At 61.0% G+C, this 23,390-nt stretch carries 22 protein-coding genes and 1 pseudogene; 10 read left to right on the top strand and 13 right to left on the bottom strand.

The window, feature by feature from the left end:
- Nucleotides 1–212: 212 nt before the first annotated feature.
- Nucleotides 213–386 (top strand): annotated as a pseudogene (locus V3W49_RS21000) (CcdB family protein); the annotation flags it as partial.
- Between the two features lie 21 nt (nt 387–407).
- Here V3W49_RS21000 and btsR read toward each other — a convergent pair.
- The 5 genes from btsR to hpxU all read right to left on the bottom strand — a co-directional run bounded on the left by btsR (nt 408) and on the right by hpxU (nt 6,478).
- Complete coding sequence (gene btsR, locus V3W49_RS20995) at nt 408–1,127, bottom strand: two-component system response regulator BtsR (RefSeq protein ID WP_500147928.1); 720 nt, start codon at nt 1,125–1,127, stop codon at nt 408–410.
- Entirely contained in the window at nt 1,121–2,812 is a 1,692-nt protein-coding gene (locus V3W49_RS20990) for a LytS/YhcK type 5TM receptor domain-containing protein (protein ID WP_500147929.1), read from the bottom strand. The genes btsR and V3W49_RS20990 overlap by 7 nt, the downstream gene beginning before the upstream one ends.
- Before the next feature lie 116 nt (nt 2,813–2,928).
- Nucleotides 2,929–4,185, bottom strand: coding sequence for an allantoate amidohydrolase (gene hpxK, locus V3W49_RS20985; protein ID WP_500147927.1), 1,257 nt, complete (start codon nt 4,183–4,185; stop codon nt 2,929–2,931).
- Nucleotides 4,182–5,417, bottom strand: coding sequence for a pyridoxal-phosphate-dependent aminotransferase family protein (locus V3W49_RS20980; RefSeq protein ID WP_500147926.1), 1,236 nt, complete (start codon nt 5,415–5,417; stop codon nt 4,182–4,184). The genes hpxK and V3W49_RS20980 overlap by 4 nt, the downstream gene beginning before the upstream one ends.
- Before the next feature lie 221 nt (nt 5,418–5,638).
- On the bottom strand, nt 5,639–6,478 hold the full coding sequence (hpxU, locus tag V3W49_RS20975; protein WP_500147925.1) for a MurR/RpiR family transcriptional regulator HpxU: 840 nt from the start codon (nt 6,476–6,478) through the stop codon (nt 5,639–5,641).
- A gap of 154 nt (nt 6,479–6,632) precedes the next feature.
- Here hpxU and V3W49_RS20970 point away from each other — a divergent pair, with 154 nt between their 5' ends.
- Genes V3W49_RS20970 through hpxZ form a run of 4 tightly spaced genes read left to right on the top strand, consistent with a single transcriptional unit; the run spans nt 6,633 to nt 10,176 of the window.
- Nucleotides 6,633–8,216 carry a gamma-glutamyltransferase family protein gene (locus V3W49_RS20970; RefSeq protein ID WP_500147924.1) on the top strand — a complete coding sequence of 528 codons (1,584 nt, stop codon included), beginning with the start codon at nt 6,633–6,635 and terminating at the stop codon, nt 8,214–8,216.
- A 12-nt stretch (nt 8,217–8,228) separates the two neighbouring features.
- Nucleotides 8,229–8,411 (top strand): oxalurate catabolism protein HpxX, encoded by a 183-nt coding sequence (gene hpxX, locus V3W49_RS20965; RefSeq protein WP_500147923.1) that lies wholly within the window; start codon nt 8,229–8,231, stop codon nt 8,409–8,411.
- On the top strand, nt 8,408–9,805 hold the full coding sequence (locus V3W49_RS20960) for an AtzE family amidohydrolase (RefSeq protein ID WP_500147922.1): 1,398 nt from the start codon (nt 8,408–8,410) through the stop codon (nt 9,803–9,805). Before hpxX ends, V3W49_RS20960 begins: the two co-directional genes overlap by 4 nt.
- On the top strand, nt 9,802–10,176 hold the full coding sequence (hpxZ, locus tag V3W49_RS20955) for an oxalurate catabolism protein HpxZ (RefSeq protein ID WP_500147921.1): 375 nt from the start codon (nt 9,802–9,804) through the stop codon (nt 10,174–10,176). The genes V3W49_RS20960 and hpxZ overlap by 4 nt, the downstream gene beginning before the upstream one ends.
- A gap of 196 nt (nt 10,177–10,372) precedes the next feature.
- Here hpxZ and puuE read toward each other — a convergent pair whose 3' ends face one another.
- Genes puuE through V3W49_RS20940 form a run of 3 tightly spaced genes read right to left on the bottom strand, consistent with a single transcriptional unit; the run spans nt 10,373 to nt 12,769 of the window.
- Complete coding sequence (puuE, locus tag V3W49_RS20950) at nt 10,373–11,314, bottom strand: allantoinase PuuE (RefSeq protein ID WP_500147920.1); 942 nt, start codon at nt 11,312–11,314, stop codon at nt 10,373–10,375.
- Nucleotides 11,315–11,321: 7 nt separating this feature from the next.
- A complete protein-coding gene (gene hpxA / locus V3W49_RS20945; protein WP_500147919.1) occupies nt 11,322–12,059 on the bottom strand; it encodes an allantoin racemase in 738 nt (245 codons plus the stop codon).
- Between the two features lie 2 nt (nt 12,060–12,061).
- A complete protein-coding gene (locus V3W49_RS20940) occupies nt 12,062–12,769 on the bottom strand; it encodes a GntR family transcriptional regulator (RefSeq protein ID WP_500147918.1) in 708 nt (235 codons plus the stop codon).
- Nucleotides 12,770–12,876: 107 nt separating this feature from the next.
- On the opposite strand from V3W49_RS20940, the gene V3W49_RS20935 reads away from it, so the two are divergent.
- Both V3W49_RS20935 and guaD read left to right on the top strand, forming a co-directional pair.
- On the top strand, nt 12,877–14,382 hold the full coding sequence (locus V3W49_RS20935; protein WP_500147917.1) for an NCS1 family nucleobase:cation symporter-1: 1,506 nt from the start codon (nt 12,877–12,879) through the stop codon (nt 14,380–14,382).
- Nucleotides 14,379–15,704, top strand: a complete 1,326-nt coding sequence (guaD, locus tag V3W49_RS20930) for a guanine deaminase (RefSeq protein WP_500147916.1) — start codon at nt 14,379–14,381, stop codon at nt 15,702–15,704. Before V3W49_RS20935 ends, guaD begins: the two co-directional genes overlap by 4 nt.
- Before the next feature lie 19 nt (nt 15,705–15,723).
- Here guaD and uraH read toward each other — a convergent pair whose 3' ends face one another.
- Genes uraH through V3W49_RS20915 form a run of 3 tightly spaced genes read right to left on the bottom strand, consistent with a single transcriptional unit; the run spans nt 15,724 to nt 17,916 of the window.
- Nucleotides 15,724–16,059 (bottom strand): hydroxyisourate hydrolase, encoded by a 336-nt coding sequence (gene uraH / locus V3W49_RS20925; RefSeq protein WP_500147915.1) that lies wholly within the window; start codon nt 16,057–16,059, stop codon nt 15,724–15,726.
- Nucleotides 16,056–16,556, bottom strand: coding sequence for a 2-oxo-4-hydroxy-4-carboxy-5-ureidoimidazoline decarboxylase (gene uraD / locus V3W49_RS20920; protein WP_500147914.1), 501 nt, complete (start codon nt 16,554–16,556; stop codon nt 16,056–16,058). Before uraD ends, uraH begins: the two co-directional genes overlap by 4 nt.
- Nucleotides 16,534–17,916, bottom strand: a complete 1,383-nt coding sequence (locus tag V3W49_RS20915) for a nucleobase:cation symporter-2 family protein (protein ID WP_500147913.1) — start codon at nt 17,914–17,916, stop codon at nt 16,534–16,536. The genes uraD and V3W49_RS20915 overlap by 23 nt, the downstream gene beginning before the upstream one ends.
- Nucleotides 17,917–18,270: 354 nt before the next feature.
- Between V3W49_RS20915 and hpxO the strand changes: the two genes are divergently transcribed.
- Nucleotides 18,271–19,425, top strand: a complete 1,155-nt coding sequence (gene hpxO, locus V3W49_RS20910) for an FAD-dependent urate hydroxylase HpxO (protein ID WP_500147912.1) — start codon at nt 18,271–18,273, stop codon at nt 19,423–19,425.
- Here the strand turns inward: hpxO and V3W49_RS20905 are convergent.
- Nucleotides 19,422–20,327: a LysR family transcriptional regulator gene (locus V3W49_RS20905; RefSeq protein WP_500147911.1), complete on the bottom strand. Its 906-nt coding sequence runs from the start codon at nt 20,325–20,327 to the stop codon at nt 19,422–19,424. The genes hpxO and V3W49_RS20905 overlap by 4 nt on opposite strands.
- Before the next feature lie 118 nt (nt 20,328–20,445).
- On the opposite strand from V3W49_RS20905, the gene hpxD reads away from it, so the two are divergent.
- Nucleotides 20,446–21,483: a molybdenum cofactor-independent xanthine hydroxylase subunit HpxD gene (hpxD, locus tag V3W49_RS20900; protein WP_500147910.1), complete on the top strand. Its 1,038-nt coding sequence runs from the start codon at nt 20,446–20,448 to the stop codon at nt 21,481–21,483.
- 14 nt (nt 21,484–21,497) lie between these two features.
- A complete protein-coding gene (locus V3W49_RS20895) occupies nt 21,498–22,472 on the top strand; it encodes a PDR/VanB family oxidoreductase (protein ID WP_500147909.1) in 975 nt (324 codons plus the stop codon).
- Here the strand turns inward: V3W49_RS20895 and V3W49_RS20890 are convergent.
- Nucleotides 22,453–23,031, bottom strand: a complete 579-nt coding sequence (locus V3W49_RS20890; protein ID WP_500147908.1) for a nucleotidyltransferase family protein — start codon at nt 23,029–23,031, stop codon at nt 22,453–22,455. The two genes, V3W49_RS20895 and V3W49_RS20890, sit on opposite strands and share 20 nt — an antisense overlap.
- Between the last annotated feature and the right edge of the window lie 359 nt (nt 23,032–23,390).

Raw genomic sequence — 23,390 nt, 5'->3', positions numbered from 1 at the left:
AAGCGCAGGACAAAATTGCCGGGAGCCATTTTGAACAACGCCGCAGGCGTTGGCCCCGGAGGGGCGAGGCCCAGGGATGGGCCGAGTAATCCCGAAGGGCGATTTTCACGCCGGAAAGCCAGGTTGTCAGGGGCGGCATTTGAGCCCCTGGCCCGTTCACCGGTTCCGCAACCGACAGATAAAAACTCGCCTGATGATTCCCCCTATCTCCGGGGACGCAGATGCGTACACAACCGGCAAAACGCCTGACGCCACTGATTACCATTGATGGTCACGACTCTCTGATCATGCCCCATGAAATGGCCGGCATTCGGCGTACTCAGTTGGGTAACGAAGTCATGGATGCCAGCACCAGGCGCCAGGAAATCAGGGCCGCGCTGAATTTTATGCTGGATGGATTCTCCCCCCTACAGCCCCAGCGCCTCCTTCAGCGTTTTAAGGTAGCGACGGCTGACCGGCACGCTCTGACCATTGCGCAGCCGCAGCTCGGCCAGGCCATTCTCTTCCAGACGAATTTCCTGCAAATGCGCCATATTCACCAGGTACTGACGGTGGGATCGCAGCAGCGACGTGCGCTCTTCCAGGGTGCGCAGCGTCAGTTCGGTCGCCCCCTCTTTGCCCTCTTTACTGGCCACCCAGACACCGCCCGCGCGGCTGCTGACATAAGCGACATCATCAATGGGCAACAGCCAGATACGGTTCTGGCCGCTGCAGGGAATGAACTTCAGCGGCGGCTCTCCTCCCGGCAGCCGCGATAGTTCCTGGGCCTGGCGGCTGTGGCGCAGGCGATTAAGGGTCTTTTCCAGCCGGGCCGCCTCTATGGGCTTTAGCAGATAGTCGAAGGCGTGCTCCTCAAACGCCTGGAGCGCATATTCGTCGAACGCAGTCAGAAAGACTATCCAGGGGCGCTGTTCAGGGTCGAGCATGCTGACCATCTCTAGTCCGCTGATGCGCGGCATCTGAATATCCAGAAACAGAATATCCGGACGCAGTCGGTGCACTGCGCCAATGGCTTCGATGGCGTTGGCGCACTCCCCCAGGATTTCGATATCGCTTTCATCCTGCAACAGAACCCGCAGGTTTTCCCTGGCCAGCGGTTCGTCATCGACAATCAGTACCCTTAACATATCCTCTCCTCAACGGGCAGTCGCAGCACGATACGGGTATACTGCTCCGGCTCGCAGGCGACGGAAATGCCGTAGTCGTCGCCAAAACGCGCCCGCAGACGCTTATCCACCAGATTCATACCCAGCCCCTGGCGGCTGATATTGTCGCTCTGATACAGCCCGGCATTATCCTCCACGGTCAGCATCAGATTCCGCTGCTGGCGACTGGCGCGAATCATCACTTCGCCAGGGCCCAGTAGCTGCGAAGTACCGTGTTTAATGGCGTTTTCCACAATAGGCTGTAAGGTAAAAGCCGGTAGTCGATATTGCTTCAGCTCTTCGGGCACTTCCAGCGCCACATGGAGCCGGGACTGAAAGCGCGCCTGCTCGATTTGCAGATAGGCGTTAACGTGTTCCAGCTCATCGCCCAGCGTGGCGACCTCCGACGAGCGCTTCAAATTTTTACGAAAGAAGGTGGAAAGGTACTGAACCAGTTGCCCGGCGCGTTCGCTATCGTTGCGAATCACCGCCTTCAGCGTATTCAGGGCGTTAAACAGAAAGTGAGGATTCACCTGGGCGTGCAACAGTTTGATCTCGGACTGGGCCAGTAGCGCCTTCTGGCGTTCATACTGCCCCGCCAGAATCTGAGCCGACAGTAGCTGAGCGATGCCCTCCCCCAGCGTTCGGTTAATGGAGCTGAACAGCCGGTTTTTCTCTTCATAAAGCTTAATGGCGCCAATCACCCGCTGGTTTTCGCCACGCAGGGGAATCACCAGGGTCGAACCCAGTTTGCAATTAGCCTGTAGCGAACAGCGGTAGGGTACCTCATTGCCGTCGGCATAGACCACTTCACCGGTTTCTATCGCGCGCCGGGTATACTCTGAAGCGACGGGGCGACCGGCCAGATGGTGATCGGAACCCGTGCCGATAAAAGCCAGCAGCTTATCGCAATCGACGATCGCCACCGCGCCGATATCCAGTTCGTGATGCAGTACCCGGGCCACCTTCAGGCTGTTCTCCTGATTAAAGCCCTGGCGTAAAATCCCCTCGGTGGCCGCCGCCACCCGCAGCGCGGTGGCGGAAAAGGCAGAGGTGTACTTTTCGAACATCGCCCGTCGATCCAACAGGATGCGCATAAACAGCGCCGCGCCAACGCTGTTGGTAATAATCATCGGCGCGGCGATGTTGCTGACCAGGTTGAGCGCGTCCTGAAACGGCCGGGCCACCGCCAGAATAATCAGCATCTGGATCACTTCCACCACCAGGGTAACGCAGCCCGCCGTTAGCGGACTGAAGACTTTATCGGCCCGTCCGCGCCGAACCAGAAAGCGGTGCATCAGCCCCGCCAGCAGCCCTTCGGTAAGGGTGGAGAGCATACAGCTGACCGCCGTCATGCCCCCCAGCGAATAGCGGTGCAAACCGCCGGTGAGCCCCACCAGGCCCCCCACCACCGGGCCTCCCAGCAGCCCCCCCATCACGGCGCCGATAGCACGGGTGTTAGCGATGGAATCCTCGAAGTGCAACCCGAAGTAAGTGCCCATAATGCAGAAGATGGAAAAAGTGATATAGCACAGCAGCTTATGCGGCAAGCGCACGGTGACCTGCACCAGGGGAATAAACAGGCGGGTCTTACTCATTAGCCAGGCGATAACCAGAAACACGCACATCTGCTGTAGCAGCAGTAACACTAAATTAAATCCATACATACCCTGGCCGACCTCTTCCTGACACGACCCGGTAACATATCCTGAAAACGTCAACTATTCTTTGAATCCGGCCAAAAAATGGCAAGCGGCCCCAAAAAATGGGGCCGCTAACGACCTTATAACGCCCTGTCGCCCGCAATCTCACAGGCGGCGTGGTAAAACACCTCAATCGCCAGAGCGACATCCTCATCCCTGACCGATTCCGCCGGATGATGGCTAATCCCCCCCTTGCAGCGCACAAACAGCATACCGACCGGCCAGCGCCGCGCGATGGCGATAGCGTCATGCCCGGCGCCGCTGGGCAGCGACAGCACGCGCCCCTGTACCCGGGAAACCGCCTGCGTCAGCCGCTGCTGCAGCCCGGGATCGCAGCGCGTCGCCGCCATCCGGTAATACTCTTCGGCGCTAAAGCCCAGGCCGCGGCGCAACGCAATGGCATTCGCCTGATCCAGCAGCGCCCGCTGGAGCGCTTCCAGCGCATCATCCTCCGGCCCGCGAACGTCAAGCGACAGGGTGACCTCGCCGGGGATAACGTTCACCGCGCCGGGAGCGCAGCGCAGCGTCCCGATGGTCGCCACCTGCTGGCGACCATGCTGCGTTGCGATCTGCTCTACCGCCACCATCCACTCGGCGGCGGCGGCCAGAGCATCCTGGCGGTGAGTCATCGGCACCGTTCCGGCATGGCCCGCCAGACCCGTGAAGCGGCAGGTCAGACGCCGGGCGCCGTTAATCGCCTGCACCACGCCCAGCGCCAGCCCTTCCCGCTCCAGGCATGGCCCCTGCTCGATATGCAGTTCCAGCCAGGCGGCGATCTCTTCCTTTGCGCGCTCCGCCCGACCGATGTTTGCGCTATCCAGCCCTGCGTTTTCCAGCGCCTGGGCCACGCTTACGCCCTGCGCGTCCTGCTGCTGAAGCCATTCCGGCGGCCAGTCGCCGGTAAGACCCCGGCTGCCCAGAAGCGTAATGCCGAACCGGGTGCCCTCTTCATCGCCAAAGCCAACTACCTCTACCGCCATCGGCAACCGTCTGCCCTGGTCATGCAAAGCCTGAACGACTTCAATGGCGGTCAGCACCCCCAGCATACCGTCATAGCGTCCGGCGTCACGCACCGTATCCAGATGCGATCCCAGCAGCAGCGCAGGCGCCCCTGCCGACTCCCCCTCATAGCGTCCGCAAATATTGCCGACGCTATCCTGCCAGACCCGCATTCCCGCCTGTTCCATCCAGTGCCCCACCAGAGCATTGGCCTGGAGGTGCTGGGGCGAGAGATAAACCCGGGTCAGCGACCCGGGCGTTTCGCTGATGCCGGCCAGTTGATCGGCCCGCGCCATCACCCGGGCTGCGGCGCGAGCGGCGCTGATCGTTTCGCTCATGCCTGGCTCCCGTAGTGATCCCATGCTGCCTGGAGCCCGGCGCCCTGCGGCGTGACGAACTTCAGATGATTCAGCACCGATTCCAGGGCGCTCAGGGTGGTCATTACGCAAGACTTACGGGCGTTATAGCCCATAGTGCCAATACGCCACACCTTGCCGTGCAGCGGCCCGAAGGAGGTGCCGATCTCAATGCCAAAATCATCCAGCATCATGGCCCGCACCTGGTCGCCGTTAACGCCCTGAGGAATAATCACGCCGAGCACGTTGTTCATCTTGTGGTGCAGGCAGCCGAAAGTCTCCAGCCCCATAGCCTGTACCCCCTTCAGCAGCGCGTCTCCGTGCAGCTTATGGCGAGCGATGCCATTATCCAGCCCCTCCTGCAGAATCAGGCGCGCGCATTCACGGGCGCCAAACAGCGCGCTGGTGGCTTCGGTATGATGATTCAGTCGCTCCGGGCCCCAGTAGTCCATGATCATGCCGAGATCGAAATAGTTGCTGTAGATCATCTCGTCGTCGCCGTCCTGGTGGGCGTCGGTACGGATCCCCGCCTCCACGCACTTGCGACGCCGAATCACCTCTTCCATTGCCGGGCTCAGGGTAATGGGCGAAGTGCCGGAAGGGCCGCCAAGGCACTTCTGCATGCCGGCGGACACTGCATCCAGCCCCCAGGCGTCCGTTTCCAGCGGATTGCCTCCCAGGCTTGCGGTGGCATCGGTATAGAACAGCACGCCGTAACGCCGGCAAATCTCGCCCAGGTGCTCCAGAGGCTGGAGCATGGTGGTGGATGTGTCACCCTGCACTGTCAGCAGCAGCCGCGGACGCACCCGCTTAATGGCGTCTTCAATAGCATCTGGCGTAAACACCTGCCCCCAGGGCACTTCGATGGTATGCACCTCGGCGCGGCAGCGGCGGGCTATTTCACACAGCAGATGCCCGAAGCGGCCGAATACCGGCACCAGCACCTTATCGCCCGGGCGAATCGCCGAAGTTAAAATAGCCTCAATCCCCGCCCGGGAGGTACCGTCCACCAGCAGCGTCCAGCGATTTTCAGTGCGGAATACGCCGCGATACAGCGCCATGACCTCATTCATATAGTGAGTCATCGCCGGATCGTACTGACCAATCAGCTGACTCGACATGGCGCGCAGCACCCGGGGATCGGCATTGATCGGCCCCGGGCCCATCAGCAGACGCTGGGGCGGATTAAGTTGCGGGTATTGCGTAATATCCATGAGAGGTTCCTTTTATTCGGGTTCGCCGAGTTGAAACAAAAGATTCTTTACTGCCGTTCATTGCAACTAATGTGCCATCCCAGAATAGCCCAGGCCAGCGCCAGCCCGACTCAATAACTTAAGAATAACCAGCGTGGAGCGGGCAATGCCCGCTGTCATTCACACAGACCGGCATGAAAGAACCGCACTAAAAAAGTGCAAAGCACCGCCATGGCGCACCATCATCGCTGTTCCAGCTCGTCCAGTTGCTGGTAGAGATCGGCTATCTGGTGGATCCGCTGGCGGCCGCTATTCAGCATGTCATGCAGCAGTGCGTTAGCCAGCAGGTTAATCAGACTGTTGGCGCAGGCATAGCTGTCATAAGCTGAAACGCTGTCCAGCGGCGCGCACAGCCGCCAGCGGGCCAGAGGAAACAGACTACGGGCCTGAGGTTCGCAAATCAGCAGTACCGGCACGCCTGACTTTTGCAGTTGCTCCAGCAGCGGGCGCACGATACGCGGACGGCGGCGAAACGCCACCATCACCACCAGATCTTCGGGGGCGGCATCCACCAGCTCTTCGCTCAGGGTCTGACCCGGCTGGGGCAGCAGTTGAACCTGTCCCCGGGTCTGCAATAGCTGCTGGCGCAGATGCAGCGCCGCGGGCCAGGAATTACGCATCCCCACAATCAGGATCCGCCGGGCCGCAGCCAGCCCTGCGATGGCTCCGGCAAACTGCCCGGCATCCAGTTCGCTGGCCCAGCGGGTCAGATTCGCCATCTCCTGCTTGTAATGGCGCGCCAGCAGGGTGTTGCCCTGCACGGCGTCGCGATTATCGGTCAGGGGCATACCGCTCTGGCGCAGGGTGCGCAGCTCATCGCGCATCTCCCGGTATTTGTCATAGCCCAGGCGCTTAAACAGGCGGCTCACGGTAGCTTTGGAAACGCCGCTTAGCCTGGCCAGTTCGGCGCTGTTATAGCTAATCAGATCGTCGAAATGGTCAAAGATAAAGTCGGCGACCCGCTGCTCCTGCGGCGATAAAGCGCTGTACTGGCTCTTCAGCCGTTCATCCAGCTGTTTCATTCCCCCTCCTGTAACTTTCGTTTCATCGCTATCGTACAGTCAAAAGCCGTGCCAGGTGATAAAAATGCTGTGCTGAGACACTTGTCTCAATTGTGGAATAGCTTTTGCAGATGATTTTTATCACCCCACCTCCGTCAGATGATAAGGAGCAACGATGCAGAGCAATATGGCGCCCCACGGCATGGTCGTGACGCCACACCATCTGGCCAGCCAGAGCGCGCTTGCGGTGCTGCGCGACGGCGGAAGCGCCATCGAGGCAATGGTCAGCGCTGCGGCCAGCATCGCCGTGGTCTATCCCCATATGAACGGTCTGGGCGGCGACGGCTTCTGGCTGATTGTGCCGCCAGATGGCCCCCCCATCGCCATTGACGCCAGCGGCGCCGCCGGTTCGCTGGCGACCCCTGAGGCTTACGCCGGGATGAACCAGATCCCGCACCGCGGCCCGCAAGCGGCGCTGACCGTGGCTGGCACCGTCAGCGGCTGGCAGGAAGCGCTGGCAGTTTCCGAATCCCTGACCGGTCGCGCTCTGCCGCTGAGTCGACTGCTGGACGACGCCATTCGCTATGCCGATAACGGAATTCCGGTGACTGCCTCCCAGGCCAGCGCCACCGCCAGTAAGCTGGCCGAGCTGCGTGATGCCCCCGGTTTTAGCGCCGCCTTTTTGCTTAATGGCGAAGTGCCCCACACCGGCCAGCGATTTCGCCAGCCCCTGCTAGCCAACACCCTGCGCCAGCTGGCCCGGGAAGGGCTGGAAAGCTTTTATCGCGGCGAACTGGCAAAGTCCATCGCCGCCGATGCCAAACGGCTGGGCATGCCGATAACGCTTGAGGATCTGCAAAACCACCGGGCGCGCCGTCCCACGCCGCTGCGCCTGGATCACAGCCGGGGGACTATCTGGAATCTGGCCCCTCCGACCCAGGGGCTGGTTTCGCTGGCGATCCTCGGCATTACCGACCGTCTGGCCATGGCCGACGCCGATGAAGTCGACACCGTACATCGCATCGTGGAAGCCACGAAACAGGCATTTGGCCTGCGTGACGCCCATATTACCGACCCCCGTCACCTGCGCGTGAAGATACAGGATCTGTTAGCGCCTGAACGGCTGGATGCCATGGCCGCCGCTATCGACGCGAACCGGGCCGCCCCCTGGGGCAAGGGGAAAGGGCCTGGCGACACCGTCTGGATGGGGGCGATGGACAGCAGCGGCCTGGCGGTCTCTTTTATTCAGAGCATCTACCATGAATTTGGCAGCGGCGTGGTGCTTCCGGAAAGCGGACTGCTGTGGCAAAACCGCGGCGCCGCCTTTAGTCTCGATCCCGAACATCTGCTGGCGCTGGCGCCCGGTAAACAGCCGTTCCATACCCTGAATCCGGCCGCCGCCCGCCTGAAGGATGGCCGTACCCTGGTCTACGGCAGTATGGGCGGCGACGGCCAGCCTCAGACTCAGGCGACTCTTTTTATCCGCCACGTGATTCAGAACATGGCGCTGCAGGAGAGTATTCGCGCCCCGCGCTGGCTGCTGGGCCGCACCTGGGGCCAGTCTTCCGATTCGCTGAAGCTGGAAGGCCGGTTCAGCGCCGAAAGCGCGGCACGACTGCGCGCGCTCGGCCACGAGGTTGAAATGCTTGAAGCATTTAGCGAAGCCGTGGGCCACGCTGGCGCTATTGTGCGCCACCCCGACGGTTTGTTTGAAGGGGCGTTTGACCCGCGCAGCAACGGCAGCGCCGCCGGCTACTGACAGGAGAATCCGATGACCACTGAACAACAGGAAGCCTGGCTGGCCGCCATGGCGCAAAGCCTGGAGATAGAACTGGATGATGCCCGGCGCGCTGAACTGCTGGCGCGCTTTAGTCATATCGCCGCCATGGCGGCGCCGCTGATGGACTATCCGCTGGACGAACGGCTGGACATAGCGGGAGTATACCGACCATGAAACTTCAGGATCTGAGCATCAGCGAACTACGCGGCGCGCTGGTACGGGGCGAACTCAGCGCCCGGGAGATAGCAACCCGCACCCTGCACGATATCGAGCGCCTGAATCCACATATCAACGCCTGGACTGCGATCACCGCAGAACGCATGCTTCAGGAAGCGGAGCGCATCGACGCCCTGCGCCGCAGCGGACAGCCGCTGCCTGCTCTGGCGGGAACTCCCTGGGCGGCCAAGAATCTGTTCGACATTGCCGGGCATACTACCCTGGCAGGCGCCCGGCTGCTAAGCGATCGCCCTGCCGCCGCCCGGGACGGCTATGCGGTACGCCAGCTTCACCACGCCGGCGCACTCCTTTCCGGTATGGTCAATATGGATGCTTATGCCTACGGTTTTACCACTGAAAATAGCCACTACGGCGCCACCCGCAATCCTCACGATCCCGGGCGCGTCGCGGGCGGCTCCTCCGGAGGTTCGGCGGCGGCGGTGGCGGCGGGCGCTGTCCACTTCGCGCTGGGTAGCGATACTAACGGTTCGATTAGGGTACCAGCCTCGCTGTGCGGCGTCTTCGGGCTGAAGCCCACCTTTGGCCGCCTGTCGCGCTCAGGTACCCATCCCTTTGCCGCCAGCCTCGATCATATCGGCCCTATGGCCCGCCGGGTAGCGGATCTGGCTGCGGTTTATGACGCCCTTCAGGGCCATGATCCCGACGACGGTTTCCAGGCTGAACGGCCCCTTGAGGCGACCGCCCCGCAGCTGCATCGCGGTATGGAAGGATTACGCTGCGCGGTGCTGGGCGGCTTTTTTACCACCTGGTGCGACGATGAGGCCAGAGCGGCGCTACAGCGGGCCGCCCTGGCGCTGGAAGCCCGGGATGAATTGCAGTTCCCCGAAGCAGAGCTGGCGCGCTCGGCGGCCTTTATTATTACCGCCTCGGAAGGGGGAAACCTTTATCTGCCGGAACTGAAGCGCCAGCCGGAACTTTTCGAGCCCAACTCCCGGGAGCGCCTGCTGGCAGGCGCCATGCTGCCCGCCGCCTGGTATCTTCAGGCCCAGCGCTTTCGCCGCCTGGCGCGCCAGAAGTTCCAGACGCTGCTGTCCCGGGCCGACGTACTGATCGCCCCCGCCACGCCATGCAGCGCCACGCGAATCGGCGAGCAGGAGATGATCATTAACGGTCAGCCGCTGCCGCCCCGCGCCAGTATGGGGATGCTGACCCAGCCCATCTCTTTCCTGGGGCTGCCGGTGGTCACCGTACCGCTGCGCGCCTCAAACGGCTTGCCCATCGGGCTACAGCTGATTTCCGCCCCCTTTAATGAGCAGGCCTGCCTGCGCGCCGCCCGGGCGCTGGAGCAGATGGGGATTACCGACGCCCGCCCTGCGGAGATAACGCCATGAAGATCAATCAACCCGAAGTGCTGGCCGAAGTCAGCGCCGCCTTTTACCGCTACGAGCAGGCGCTGGTCAGCAATGACACCGCCGTACTGGATGAACTGTTCTGGCACAGCGAACTGACAGTGCGACTGGGAGCAGGCGAAAATCTGTACGGCATTGAGGCGATCCGCGCCTTTCGCGCCGCCCGCCCCACCGCCGGTCTGAACCGGCAGTTGCATAATACGGTCATCACCACTTTCGGTCATGATTACGCGGTATGCAGCACCGAATTTACCCGCAAGGGAACGGCGCGAACCGGACGCCAGCAGCAGACCTGGGTACGCTTTGACCAGGGCTGGCGCATTGTGGCGGCGCAGGTGAGTTTAATAGGGTAACGCCAGGCAATAAAAAACCGGCTGGTAAGGCCGGCTTTTTTATTTCGGTCTGAGCGCCTGGCCCTGACCAGAATGAAACTATCTTCAACTAACAGCTTGATGCTATGACCTCCTGAGCAATTTTGCAACAGGCCCCCTCCCCCCAACCCTCTCGCCGATGGGGAGAGGGAGTTTTAAGGGCGGATAGCTCTTAACATCACCCCAAATACGGGTGCGCCTGCCGCCAGTGATCGGCAATCTGCTGGCGGGTGCAGACCCATACCCTGTCGTGCTGACCGATATAGTCCAGAAAACGCTGCAGGGCCCGAAAACGCCCCGGCCGCCCCAGCAGACGACAGTGCATCCCCACCGACATCATCTTCGGCGCCTGTTCCCCCTCTTCATACAGCACGTCAAAGCTATCTTTCAGATAAGTGTAAAACTGCTGCGCGCAGTTAAAGCCCTGGGCGGTGGCGAAACGCATATCGTTGGCGTCCAGGGTGTAGGGAATAATCAGGTGTGGCTTACGCGCGCCGTCACCACATGTCACCTCGCTCCAGAACGGCAGATCGTCGCCGTAATAGTCGCTGTCGTAGCTAAAACCGCCGTGCTCCACCACCAGCTGGCGGGTGTTCGGGCTGTCGCGCCCGGTATACCAGCCGGTGGGCGCTTTACCGAACAGCGCCGTTAGCAGTTCCACCGCCTGGTGCATATGCCGCCGCTCGGTTTCAATATCCATATCCTGATAGTGAAGCCAGCGCCAGCCGTGGCTGACCACGTCATAGTCCGCTTCTTTAATAGCCGCAACGATCTCCGGATTTCGGGCCAGCGCCATCGCCACGCCGAATACAGTAAGCGGCAACCCGCGCTTGCGAAATTCGTTATGAATGCGCCAGAACCCGGCACGACTGCCGTATTCGTATAGCGAATCCATCGACATATGGCGATCCGGATAGCTGGCGGCGCCGATAATATCCGACAGAAATTGTTCGGAGCCGGCATCGCCATGCAGCACATGATTCTCGGCCCCTTCCTCATAATTCAGGACAAACTGTACCGCGATGCGCGCATTGCCCGGCCATTCCGGGTGCGGCGGATTTCCGGCATAGCCCCGCATATCACGCGGATAGTTCTGATGAATATCGTCTTGATGTTTCATGCCTGTGTTACTCCTGATTAAAAAACTGAAACCGACCGCTTAACGGTTTAGGACGCGGCCACGCCAGATCCCCCTGCTTACTGGTGGAAAGCGCCAGCGCCACCAGCGACTCGACCATTTTTACCGCGGCACTCACGCCGTCGATAACCGGCACGCCCAGCTCGCGGGTCAGGGTACGCGCCAGGTCGGCCATTCCGCCGCACCCCAGCACGATGGCGCCGCAGCCGTCCTGCTTCAGGGCGTTGACGCAGCCCTCATAGACTTTGCGCTGTGCCAGCCCGCTGCCGTCTTCCAGCGCCAGCACCGGCAGGTCTATGGCGTGCAGCCCGGCACAATGCTCGCTGAAGCCGTACTGGCGCAGCAGGTGCCGGGCGATGATCAGAGTCCTTGGCAGGGTGGTGACGACGGAAAAGCGGGTCGCCACCATGGTCGCCATATGCATCGCCGCCTCGGCAATACCCACCACCGGCCCGCAGGCCAGCTCCCGGGCCGCCAGCAGTCCCGGGTCGCCAAAGCAGGCGATAATGTGCCCCGCCACGCCCTGCTCACGCCCGGCTTTTATCTGTTCCAGCACGCCGATGGCCGCAATGGCCTCATCGAAATGCCCCTCAATAGAGGGCGCCCCTTCTGCCGGACAGACCGCCAGAATTTCGGTATCCGGCGCGGCTACAGCCCTGGCGGCGGCGCCGATGGTTTCGGTCATCGCCTGGCTGGTGTTGGGATTGATCACTTGTATACAACGCATGACTAAAGCTCCTTATGGCCGGCGGAAAACAGCCGGGTAAAATCAGGTAGTGCGACGCCGCCGCGCTCGAAACAGAGACTGGCGACGATGGCGTCGAAATGATGGCGCAGGGTATCGCTCAGGCGCCGGAGGTCGCCGTCGCGCAACAGCGCAATCAGGCGATGGTGGTCATCACAGCGGCAACCCTGCCTCCACGGAGCCCCCCAGGCGGCAATCACCAGCGAGGAACGCTGGCACAGCCGGGTGACTATGCCGGTCAGTACCTGATTGCCGGAAATCGCCTGTAGCTGAATATGAAATTCGGCGGAAAGGCGAATAGCCGCCGGGCCGTCTCCCTCGCTTCGGGCCTGCTGTTCCTGTTGCGCCACCTGGCCCAACGCCGCCAGATGTGGCGACTGACAGTGGGCTATCACCTGGGGCAGGTTCGCCACCTCCAGCAGGGCGCGAGTGCGAAAAATATCCCGGGCCTCTTCCACCGATGGCATAGCGACCTGTGCACCACGCCTGGGCAACAGCACTACCAGTTGCACAGCCGCGAGTCGCTGAAGCACATTGCGAATACCGGTACGGCTCACGCCAAAGGCTTCGGCCAGCGCCTCTTCCGGCAGTCGACATCCCGGCACCAGTTGGTGCTCCACAATGGCGCGCAACAGCGCCTGATAAATCACCTCATCCCCGCCCTGCGGGGCTTTAGGCTGCGGCTTTTTCATCCCCTTCCTCCACGCGCTTGTATACAAAAATCGCCATGCTGGCCCGAATCCTGCAATGACCGTTACAGGTACGTAACAAATGGTTTTCATGAACAGGAGCAGGTTTCATGCCAGACTATCGGGATGTGCAAAATAGTAAGGTTGCTGGATCCAACGCGGGATACAGCCCACGCCTTTACAATGAAGACCTGGCGCCAGAACGCCATCAGCGCTGGAACTGGTACAACATTTTTTCCTTCTGGATGTCGGACGTGCACAGCATGGGGGGCTATGTGGTGGCCGCCAGCTTCTTCGCGCTGGGGCTGGCCAGCTGGCAGGTGCTGTTATGCCTGCTGGCCGGTATCTGCATCGTACAACTGTGTGCGAATCTGGTGGCCCGTCCCAGCCAGATGACGGGCGTGCCTTATGCAGTGGTGTGCCGCCAGGCGTTTGGGGTATTCGGCGCCAATATCCCGGCGGTGATCCGCGGTCTTATCGCCTTCGCCTGGTACGGTATCCAGACCTGGCTTGCCGCCAATGCGCTAATGCTGGTAGCCCTGAAGTTTTGGCCTTCCCTTACGCCCCTGACTCAAAGCGGTGCGCTGGGGCTTTCGTCTCTGGGCTGGATCTGCTTCTCCATTATGTGGCTGTTGCAGGCCATGGTGTTCTGGCACGGAATGAACGCCATTAAGCGTTTTATCGATATCGCCGGACCGGCGGTTTATGCGGTGATGCTGGCGCTGGCGGGCTGGATTCTGTACAAGGCGGGCCCCGCCGGCATCTCCTTTACCCTGAGCAGTAAGTCTCTGAGCGTCGGCGAGCAGGCCTGGCAGATGGTTAGCGCCACTGCGCTGGTGGTTTCCTATTTTTCCGGCCCGCTGCTCAACTTCGGTGATTTTGCCCGCTACGGTAAAAGCATGGGAGAGATAAAACGCGGCAACCTGTGGGGGCTCCCCTTTAACTTCCTGCTATTTTCGGTGGTGACCGTGGTGATTGTTTCCGGCACCCGATCGCTGTTCGGGCGGATGATTACCGACCCCATTGAAACCGTCAGCCATGTGGGTAACGATATTGCGGTCGCTATTGGCCTGCTGACCATGATAACCGCCACTATCGGTATTAACATCGTGGCCAACTTCGTCTCGCCCGCGTTTGATTTTTCTAACTGCGCCCCCCGAAAGATAAGCTTCCGCACCGGCGGTATGATTGCGGCGGTGGGTTCCGTGCTGCTGACCCCCTGGAATCTGTTCAACTCGCCAGCGCTGATTCACTATACGTTGGATGTGCTGGGGGCCTTTATCGGCCCGCTGTTTGGCATTCTGCTGGCGGATTTCTATTTGATTAAACGCGGGAAAATTTCGGTGGACGATCTGTTCAATGCCACCCCCCAGGGGCGCTACTGGTATCGCGGCGGTTTTAACCCTAAAGCCATTGGCGCGCTATTGCCGTCGGTGATTATCGGTGTTGCAATGGTGATGGCGCCCGCCCTACAGCCGCTGGCCAGTTTCAGCTGGTTTATCGGCGTGCTAACCGGCGGCCTCGCCTATCGCTGGCTGGCCAGGCACGAGCTTGCCGGCCAGCGCCTGCGTCGTTCGCGCCCTGGCCTGTTGATTAAGGAGGAGTCGGCATCATGATTCCCGAATACCACCATGCGCTACGCGGCGCCTTTTTCGATATCACCGCCACTGCCGATAGCCCCGACGATATCGCACGCCGCGCACGCTATACCGAAGATGGGCTGCTGTTTATACGCGACGGAAAAATCCTCGGCCTTTATCCGTGGCAGGAAGGCGAACAGTATCTGCGTCCCGATCGCGGGTATCGCGATCTGCACGGTAAGCTAATCCTGCCAGGCTTTGTGGATGCCCACGTTCACTATCCTCAGACCGAGATGATCGGCGCCTTTGGCGAACAGTTACTGACCTGGCTTTCCCGCTACACCTTTCAGGTAGAAGCGCAATTTGGCGATCCGGACTACGCCGCCCAAATCGCCCGGTTCTTTATCGACCAGTTGCTGAGTAACGGCACCACCAGCGCGCTGGTGTTCTGTACCCGCCACCCGGAATCAGTGAATGCCCTGTTCAGCGCTGCCAGCCGTATCGATATGCGTCTGATCGCCGGTAAGGTAATGATGGACCGCAATGCGCCGGACGAGCTTATAGAAACGGCGCAGCAGAGCTACCAACAGAGCCGGGAACTGATTCAGCGCTGGCACCGCCGCGGTCGACTGGGATACGCCATTACGCCCCGCTTTGCGCCGACCTCCTCCCCCGCGCTGCTGGAAGCGGCGCGCCAGCTACGCGAAGAGTTTCCCGATACCTGGCTGCATACCCATCTGAGCGAAAATCAGGACGAAATCGCCTGGGTTAAGCAGCTATGGCCAGAGCATCAGCACTATCTGGATGTTTACCACCACTATCGGCTCACCGGCAAACGCAGCGTTTTCGCCCACGGTATTCACCTGGAGGATGCCGAGTGGCAATGCCTGCGCCACAGCGGTTCAGCTCTGGCCTTCTGCCCGACCTCGAATCTGTTTTTGGGCAGCGGCCTGTTCCGACTGGCCCGCTGCTGGCGCAGTCGGGTGCCGATGGGGATCGGCAGCGACGTGGGGGCTGGCACCACCTTCAATATGCTGCGCACCCTGGGCGAGGCCTATAAGGTGGCCCAGCTCCGGGGCTACCGGTTACGCGCCTGCGAGGCCTTCTATCATGCCACTCTGGGCGGCGCCCGGGCGCTCTGTCTGGACGAGCATATCGGCAACTTCCTGCCCGGAAAAGAGGCGGATCTGGTGGTTATCGATCCTCAGATCTCTCCCCTGCAACGCCTGCGAATCAGCCGCTGCAAGGATATTTATGAAACCCTGTTTGCACTGATGACATTGGGGGACGATCGCAATATTGTGCAGACCTGGGTGAATGGTGAATGCGTGTGGGGAAATGAGGCACAACCGGCCTGAATTCAGGCCGGAACCGGGATCAACTCCCCCGGTAGGTGGACCAGCCACCAGGGGCGATGGTAAACGGCAGATGGTAGTGTTCATCGCCCTCACCAAGCACAAAATCGATACAGGCGCAGGGGTAAAGGCTTTGCTGGCCCTTTGCAGCAAACCAGTCCCCCAGTTCGGCAACCAACTGATAGCGCCCGGCGGCAAGCGGCTGTTCGCTAAAAGCGGCAATGCGTCCGTTATCGCTGGTAACGGCCCGGGCCAGCTCCTGGCGGCCCGCACCTTCCAGGCGCAGCAACCGCACCACCACGCCCGCCGCCGGTTTACCGCGGCTGATATCCAGAATATGGGAACTCAGACTACTCATTCGCTTATCACTCCTTCTAGCCTTAGTAGCGTAATCTCCGCCAGTTGCGCCAGGGTTTCCCGCAGCTCTTCAGCATCGCTGTTATTCAACCGACGCTCCAGCGCCGACAGTATCTCTTCGCCGCTCCGGCCTTTGGCCCGGATCAGAAAAACCCGGCCAAAGCGCGCCTCGTAGCGCGCATTGCCTTCCTTTAGCGCCAGAGCCAGTCGGGCGTCATTATCGTCTACCGCCGCCTGTTCACGGCGGGAAAATTCAGCGTCTTCCCCGGTCGTCTGCGGCTTTTCGCCAATACGCGGATGGGCGCCCAGTGCCTGGATTAGCTCAGCCTCACTCCAGTCAGTGGCCAGAGCCCGGGCTTTATCCAGTAGCGCCGCGCGGCTGGCGTATGGCCGCTGCGCCACCAGGCGCTCCACCCAGTCAGGGAGCGCAACACAGGGGGCAAGCAGCGCCCGTGCCTGTTCGACGGAGAATTGATTAAACAGAGTCAGGGCTGTCATGGCCACTCCTTGCGGTTAACGCCGGGCTGGCCTTTTCGCCCGGCATAATCAGATTCAGAACTATGGCGGTCAGACCACCGCTGGCCGCCGCCGATCCCATCAGCGTCGCGACGATATTCGGAAAATGGGCCAGCGCCCCCGGCACCGCTTCGCTGCCGAGGCCAATACCGAACGACAGTCCGACGATCAGCATATCGCGCTGGGTTAACGGATTCTGGGTGATAATGCGAATACCGGCAGCCACCACGCAGCCGAACATCACCATGGTCGCCCCCCCCAGCACCGGCGCCGGGATCTGACGCAGCAGTTCGCCAAATGGTGGAAACAGCCCCAGCACAATCAGGATCCCCGCCATATAGCGCCCCACGTAGCGACTGGCGACGCCGGTCATCTGGATCACACCGTTATTCTGGGCAAAGGTGGTATTGGGAAAGGCGCACAGCGCGGCGGCAATCATACAGCTCAGGCCATCTGCCAGAATGCCCCCTTTCAGCCGCGAGCGAAACGCCGCATTATCGATGGGCTGTTGAGAGATCAGGCTGTTAGCGGTGAGATCCCCCACCGCTTCCAGCACACAAACCAGCGAAACCAGGGCGATGGGCAAAAATATCGCCCAGTTAAACCGGAAGCCGAACGGAAACAGCGCCGGAAGCCGGAACCAGCTATCGCCGGGCATCGTCGGATGAAAGTGACCGGTCAGCGCCGCCGCAATGCAGCCCGCTACAATACCAATAACGACAGAGGCCAGCCGCAGCCAGCGATTGCGCGAACAGCTAAGCAGGACGATCGCGCCCAGAGTGCCGGCCCCCAGCGCAATATTGGTCGGGCTGCCGAAGTCTGCGGCCCCCTTGCCGCCGCTCCAGTTCATGACGCTGACTTTGATCAGGCTGATGCCGATCAGGGCGATCACCGTGCCGGTAATGAGCGGCGTGAAGATCCGCTTCAGCGGCTCAATGAAGCGGCTGATCAGTACCGGAACCAGCGCCGCGACGAAGTTCACCCCGAACAGCATCGCCATAATATCTTCCGGGCCACCGCCCTGCCCCTTAACCCACAGCCCGCCGGAGATAGCGACCCCGACAAACGCAAAGCTGGTGCCCTGCATGCAGATCATCCCGGCGCCGATCCCGCGAATGCGATTGGCCTGTAGCAGGGTACCAATACCGGACGCCAGCAGCGACATGCTGATCAGATACGGCATCCAGGGACCAAGCCCCAGCGCGGCACCGATAATCAGCGGCGGCGTGACGATGCTGATAAGTCCGGCCAGAACGTGCTGCAGGGCGCTAAAAAAGCCGGGCAGCGGCGCAATACGTTGTTCAAGACCGTAAAGCAGCGGGTTGTTGTTTGCGTCTGACATGGTCAATCCGTCCCCTTAAAAGAAGTTACCCGGACTTTGCATAATCCACGCCAGATTAGCGCCATCGTAAGCCATTCATAAGAAAATCCTTTTTACCCTTTAAATATCAATAAATTACTCAATAAATATTTTCTTGCCGCTGGTGCGTAATCTGTACCGCCAGAATGAAACTTTAGATTCTTACATGAAATCGATGAAAGCAAATGTTCCAAAAAAAGGCGTTGAAAGAGACTTTTTGCATCAACCTGGTGCATAAAAATATCGCGTTGCGCGTGCAGGGGCCGGATGGCACGCCATCTCAGGCTGGTACGCAAATTGCTGAGCCCTGTGACGCACACACATCCGGAGAACATCATGAAAGCACTGATTATTGGCGCGGGCATTGGCGGCCTGAGCACGGCGGCAGCCCTGAAGCAGGTCGGTATCGGCTGCGAGGTTTTCGAAGCCGTGGCGGAGATTAAACCGGTGGGCGCCGCGATTTCCATCTGGCCCAACGGCGTAAAGTGCCTGAATCACCTGGGGATGGGCGATATTCCCCGGGAATTCGGCGGCCAGATGCGCTATATGGCATACCAGGACTATCAGCGCGGTGAAACGATGACGCGCTTTAGCCTGGCGCCGCTGGTGGAACGAGTAGGCGAACGCCCCTGCCCGGTAGCCAGAGCCAGTTTGCAACAGAAGATGCTGGAACGCTGGGGTCACGATGCCGTGCAGTTTGGCAAGCGAGTGGAGCGAGTCGAACAGTATGAGAATGGCGTTAGCGCCTGGTTTGCCGACGGCAGCCAGGCCAGCGGCGATTTTCTGATTGCCGCCGACGGCAGCCGCTCGGTTATCCGCCCCGCGGTGCTGGGCTATACCCCGGAACGACGCTACGCCGGTTACGTTAACTGGAACGGTCTGGTGGCTATCGATGAGTCCATCGCCCCGGCGGATCAGTGGACCACCTGGGTAGGGGAAGGCAAGCGCGTCTCGCTGATGCCGGTTGCCGGCGGACGTTTCTACTGCTTCTTCGACGTGCCGCTACCGTCCGGGCTGGCTCAGGATCGCGCCAGCGCCCGGGCCGATCTGACTCATTACTTCGCTGGCTGGGCGCCCGAAGTGCAGAAGTTAATCGCCGCTATCGACACGCAAACCATTAACCGCATCGAAATCCATGACGTGGAGCCTTTTGGCAGGCTGGTAAGCGGCCGGATAGCACTGCTGGGCGACGCGGCTCACAACACCACGCCGGATATCGGCCAGGGCGGCTGCGCCGCGATGGAGGACGCCGTAGTGCTGGGCAACGCATTCAGAACCCATAACACCATTGAAGCTGCGCTGCGCGACTACGAAGCGCAACGCTGCGATCGGGTGCGGGATCTGGTGCTTAAAGCACGTAAACGCTGCGATATCACCCATGGCAAGGATATGGCGCTAACCCAGGCCTGGTACCAGGAGCTGTGCCAGGAGTCCGGCGAGCGCATCATTGCCGGGCTGTGCGACACCATCCAGGGCGGCCCCCTGGGCTAAGGCGTCAACCCCTCGATGACTTCAGCCATCCGCTGAATCACCGCCCGCGCCGGTCGGGAAAGCTGGCGCGCTGGCGCAACGCATAACGCCAGGGTCAGCGGACGCAGCCGCTGCCCCCTGAGCGGCACAAACGCCAGCTGACCTGCTTTAACCTCCTCCAGTACATCGAGCAGGCTCAAAATGCAGACGCCGCTTCCCTGGCGAATCAGCGACTTAATCATCCGGATATCGTTGCAGGTTATAACATTGCCTGGCGCGAAATCATGATGCCGATAGAGCATCACCACCCGTTCATGGACAATGAGCGGCGCCCCAGGCAGGATATGGCGCTCGCCGGAAAGCGCGCCTGGCGCCAGGCTTTCGGCCCCTGCCAGCGGGCTGTTCGCCGGTACGATCACCCCCATATCCAGTTCAGCGAAGGCGACAACATCGAGCCCCGCCTGCCCTTCGGGATCCAGAATCAGCCCGAAATCGAGTTCCGCGTCGCGTATCCGCTGGCTCAGGCTGCGGCTGTCCGCCACGCTGAGCTCCAGTTCCAGCCAGGGGTGGTCGTCAATAATAGTGGAAAAAGCGCTGGCGACGGCCCCTTCCGACAGCGCCTGCACCATTCCCGCGCTGACCCTGCCCCGCTTCAGCCCCTGGAGCTCATCGAATCTCTGACGGGTCAGGCGAAATTCGCGCTGCCAGCGCAAAATATCGCTGTACAGCAGTTCCCCCGCCGTGGTCATCCTCAGCCCTTCCGGCAGGCGTTCGAACAGCGGAATACCGAAGGCCTCTTCGGCCTGCAAAATCTGGCGGTTAATGGCCGAGGCGGAAATATGCAGCGTTTCCGCCGCCCGCCGCAGGCTGCCGCAGCGAGCCACCTCGGCAAAATAGCGCGCGAAACGTGAAAATGGACTCATGATTCCCCTGTCGACTTTTTTGCAACAGATTACTGAATTAATGGTGATGGATGTGAACACCATAGCCTGGCAACAATAGGGCCACAAGCTACTTTCACCTGTCACAGGGGAGACGCCGATGAAAGCCCATCGACCCACACCGCCCGCCCACTGTAGTTTCGATCCTGAAGACTGGCTACGGCTGGCCCGCTGCTGGCACCCGGTCGCCAGAGCCTGCGATGTCGACAGCAAACCGTATAAGGCGGTACTGCTGGACGAACCGCTGGTGCTGTATCGCATCAACGGCCTGGCGGTGGCGGCCCGGGATGTCTGCCCCCACCGCGGCGTGCCGCTGACCCTGGGCTTTCACGATGAAGCCGGTATTATCTGCCCCTACCACGGGCTGCGCTTTGGCGAAGAGGGGCGCTGTAACCGTATTCCCGCCAGCCCCGATTGTCCGATTCCCGCTAAACTGAATCTGATGACCTTTCCGGTGGAAGAGCGTTACGGGTTGATCTGGACCTGTCTGGCGCCGGATGCCGATAATCCGGCGCCGCTACCGACCATGCCGCACTGGCACGACGCCGCCTTCCAGCAAATCAACTGTCCACCGTTTGAAGTCAACGGCTTTGCCGGCCGTCAGGTGGAAGGCTTTCTGGATGTGGCCCATTTCGCCTGGGTGCACAGCGCCACCTTCGCCGATCCCGACAATCCGCTGGTGCCGGATTACAGCCCGCAGGAGACCGATTACGGTTTCACCGCCGACTACTGGAGCACGGTAAGCAACTACCCGGCTGGCGCGGAAGACCGGGCACCGCCGGGCTTCCGCTGGCTGCGTCGCTTCGAGATGCATCTGCCGTTTACCGCCACCCTGACCGTGCATTTTCCGGGGGAAGACAGGCTGGTGATTATGAATGCCGCCTCTCCGGTATCAGCCCGCAAAACCCGGATGTTCGCCCCCATCGCCCGCAACTTCGATCTCCATATTCCCGTCGGGGAGGTGCACGCCTTCAATCTGCGGGTCTTTGAAGAAGATCGGCTGATGGTAGAAACCCAGCGCCCGGAAAAACTGCCGCTGGATCTGAGCCTGGAAGCACATATCCCGGCGGATCGCAGCTCCATCGCCTACCGTCGCGGCCTGAAGAAGATGGGCTTCGGCGAATTTTTCCTGGTATGACGGAGGAAGCCGCTATGTGTAATACCCTTGAAGTGGTGGTGGAGGGAATCTGGCGTCAGGGCGAAGGCAATCTGGCCGTCAGGCTGACGGCGCCGGATGGCGCGACGCTACCGGAATGGTCGCCAGGGGCCCATATCGATGTGCATTTGCCCGGCGGCCTTATCCGTCAGTATTCGCTGACCGGCAACCCGGACAGCCGTAAGGGCTATCTGATCTGCGTGGCCCGGACTCCCGATTCACGCGGTGGATCGCGCTATATTCATGAGTCTCTGCGCCCCGGCCAGCGCCTGGCTATCTCTGCGCCGCGTAACCTGTTCCCGCTGGAGAAGGCCGACAAAGTGGTGCTAATGGCGGCGGGGATCGGCATTACGCCACTCTACGCCATGGTTCTGAGACTGGAAGATGCCGGTATCCCTTTTACCCTGCATTACTATGTTCGACGCCCGGAGCTGACTGCTTTTCGCTATCAGTTGGCCCACCCTTTCCGGTTCGGCGACTGTACGATTTATCACAGCAGCGCGGGTGACAGCCCGCGTCACTTCCTGCCAGAAGCACTCACGCGACCGGTCGCCGGAACCCGACTGTATCTGTGCGGCCCCGATGGTTTTATGACCCACGTGCGCCAGGCCGCGCTGGCGCAGGGCTGGGCGCCGGAAAATATTCACAGCGAGGCGTTTCAGCCCCCGGCGCTATCGGCCCCGGCCCCCTCAGACGGCGCTTTTACCGTGACGCTGGCGTCCACCGGCCAGCGCTGGCCGGTAGCGGCGGATCAAACCATTGCCCGGGTGCTGCTGGATAACGGTATCGACGTGCCGCTCTCGTGCGAAATGGGGATCTGCGGCGCCTGCCTGACGCCGGTCACGGAAGGAAGGGTGGATCATCGGGACAGCGTGCAGTCGGCGGCGGAAAAGTCGGGGCCGCGCCAGCAGGTCGCCCTGTGCTGCTCCCGTAGCCTGACGGACAACCTGACTATCCGCCTTGCGCCCTGAACAGATCGGCATCCCGGATCACCCGCTCCGGCGCCTGTAAAATCAGCAGAGTTTCTCTGTTTAGCAGGCGCTTCGCGCCGTCATCGTCGGTCAGGGCCAGCAGCGCCTGACGGTAATCGGCCGCAAAGCCCACCGGATGCCCGGGCTGACGGTCGCACGCCAGCCTGACCTGGCGGTGCCCCTGGAGCAACGCCTGGCGTACCCGCAGATAGTCCTGCGCCGTTACCCAACCCATGTCCCCGGGAACGATGAGCCAGCCGTCCAGGTCAGACATCGCCTTTACCCCGGCGGCGATGGATTCGCCGCTGCCCCGGCTTGCCAGTAGCGTGGGTTGCGCTCCGGCATGGCGCACCAGCGCCTGGAGTTCCGCGCTTTCCGGGCGGCACACCGCCGTTACCGGCATGCCCGTCGCGCAGGCGTTGGCCAGGGTCAGCATCAGTAGCGGCTGCGGTTTTCCCGCCGCATCAGGGTAACGCGCCAGCAGCTTTTCACCACTGCCACCGCTTTGCCGGTAGCGGCGGCCAACGCCCGCCGCCAGGACGATCACGCCGTAGGTCATTGCAAGGTGCTTCCTTTTTTGTCTAAGCGTTAAAGCCGCTTTTGCACGGGGTAAAGGTAACATGAAGTCGCCGGGCAAATCGTTATCCTGCCCTGCTCAATGGTCACTTTCACCGGACAACCGATTTCAAATCTGGCTTCAGCCAGCGCTCTTTCAGATGCAGGCCGGGCTGCGGTTGTAATATGTGGTTATGCCGGTTGCGCTATTTTTGCGACTATGCCGTGTTCTGGAGGAATATCTCGCGCCGGTGAAGGTTCCGTTCACCTTAAGGGGATTTTTATCTGTCGGTTGCGGAACCGGTGAACGGGCCAGGGGCTCAGATGCCGCCCCTGACAACCCCGCTTTCCGGCGTGAAAATC

It is taken from the genome of Rosenbergiella sp. YN46 (genome assembly GCF_036620675.1).
Classification (GTDB): Bacteria; Pseudomonadota; Gammaproteobacteria; order Enterobacterales; family Enterobacteriaceae; genus Jejubacter.
Note: the sequence above shows the minus strand (reverse complement) of the source record. Positions and strands in the feature narration are given on the sequence as shown.

Bases quoted from the DNA above. Each gene is read 5' to 3' on its own strand.
- btsR (WP_500147928.1), bottom strand. From the start codon at position 1,127: ATGTTAAGGGTACTGATTGTCGATGACGAACCGCTGGCCAGGGAAAAC.
- V3W49_RS20990 (WP_500147929.1), bottom strand. From the start codon at position 2,812: ATGTATGGATTTAATTTAGTGTTACTGCTGCTACAGCAGATGTGCGTG.
- hpxK (WP_500147927.1), bottom strand. From the start codon at position 4,185: ATGAGCGAAACGATCAGCGCCGCTCGCGCCGCAGCCCGGGTGATGGCG.
- V3W49_RS20980 (WP_500147926.1), bottom strand. From the start codon at position 5,417: ATGGATATTACGCAATACCCGCAACTTAATCCGCCCCAGCGTCTGCTG.
- hpxU (WP_500147925.1), bottom strand. From the start codon at position 6,478: ATGAAACAGCTGGATGAACGGCTGAAGAGCCAGTACAGCGCTTTATCG.
- V3W49_RS20970 (WP_500147924.1), top strand. From the start codon at position 6,633: ATGCAGAGCAATATGGCGCCCCACGGCATGGTCGTGACGCCACACCAT.
- hpxX (WP_500147923.1), top strand. From the start codon at position 8,229: ATGACCACTGAACAACAGGAAGCCTGGCTGGCCGCCATGGCGCAAAGC.
- V3W49_RS20960 (WP_500147922.1), top strand. From the start codon at position 8,408: ATGAAACTTCAGGATCTGAGCATCAGCGAACTACGCGGCGCGCTGGTA.
- hpxZ (WP_500147921.1), top strand. From the start codon at position 9,802: ATGAAGATCAATCAACCCGAAGTGCTGGCCGAAGTCAGCGCCGCCTTT.
- puuE (WP_500147920.1), bottom strand. From the start codon at position 11,314: ATGAAACATCAAGACGATATTCATCAGAACTATCCGCGTGATATGCGG.
- hpxA (WP_500147919.1), bottom strand. From the start codon at position 12,059: ATGCGTTGTATACAAGTGATCAATCCCAACACCAGCCAGGCGATGACC.
- V3W49_RS20940 (WP_500147918.1), bottom strand. From the start codon at position 12,769: ATGAAAAAGCCGCAGCCTAAAGCCCCGCAGGGCGGGGATGAGGTGATT.
- V3W49_RS20935 (WP_500147917.1), top strand. From the start codon at position 12,877: ATGCCAGACTATCGGGATGTGCAAAATAGTAAGGTTGCTGGATCCAAC.
- guaD (WP_500147916.1), top strand. From the start codon at position 14,379: ATGATTCCCGAATACCACCATGCGCTACGCGGCGCCTTTTTCGATATC.
- uraH (WP_500147915.1), bottom strand. From the start codon at position 16,059: ATGAGTAGTCTGAGTTCCCATATTCTGGATATCAGCCGCGGTAAACCG.
- uraD (WP_500147914.1), bottom strand. From the start codon at position 16,556: ATGACAGCCCTGACTCTGTTTAATCAATTCTCCGTCGAACAGGCACGG.
- V3W49_RS20915 (WP_500147913.1), bottom strand. From the start codon at position 17,916: ATGTCAGACGCAAACAACAACCCGCTGCTTTACGGTCTTGAACAACGT.
- hpxO (WP_500147912.1), top strand. From the start codon at position 18,271: ATGAAAGCACTGATTATTGGCGCGGGCATTGGCGGCCTGAGCACGGCG.
- V3W49_RS20905 (WP_500147911.1), bottom strand. From the start codon at position 20,327: ATGAGTCCATTTTCACGTTTCGCGCGCTATTTTGCCGAGGTGGCTCGC.
- hpxD (WP_500147910.1), top strand. From the start codon at position 20,446: ATGAAAGCCCATCGACCCACACCGCCCGCCCACTGTAGTTTCGATCCT.
- V3W49_RS20895 (WP_500147909.1), top strand. From the start codon at position 21,498: ATGTGTAATACCCTTGAAGTGGTGGTGGAGGGAATCTGGCGTCAGGGC.
- V3W49_RS20890 (WP_500147908.1), bottom strand. From the start codon at position 23,031: ATGACCTACGGCGTGATCGTCCTGGCGGCGGGCGTTGGCCGCCGCTAC.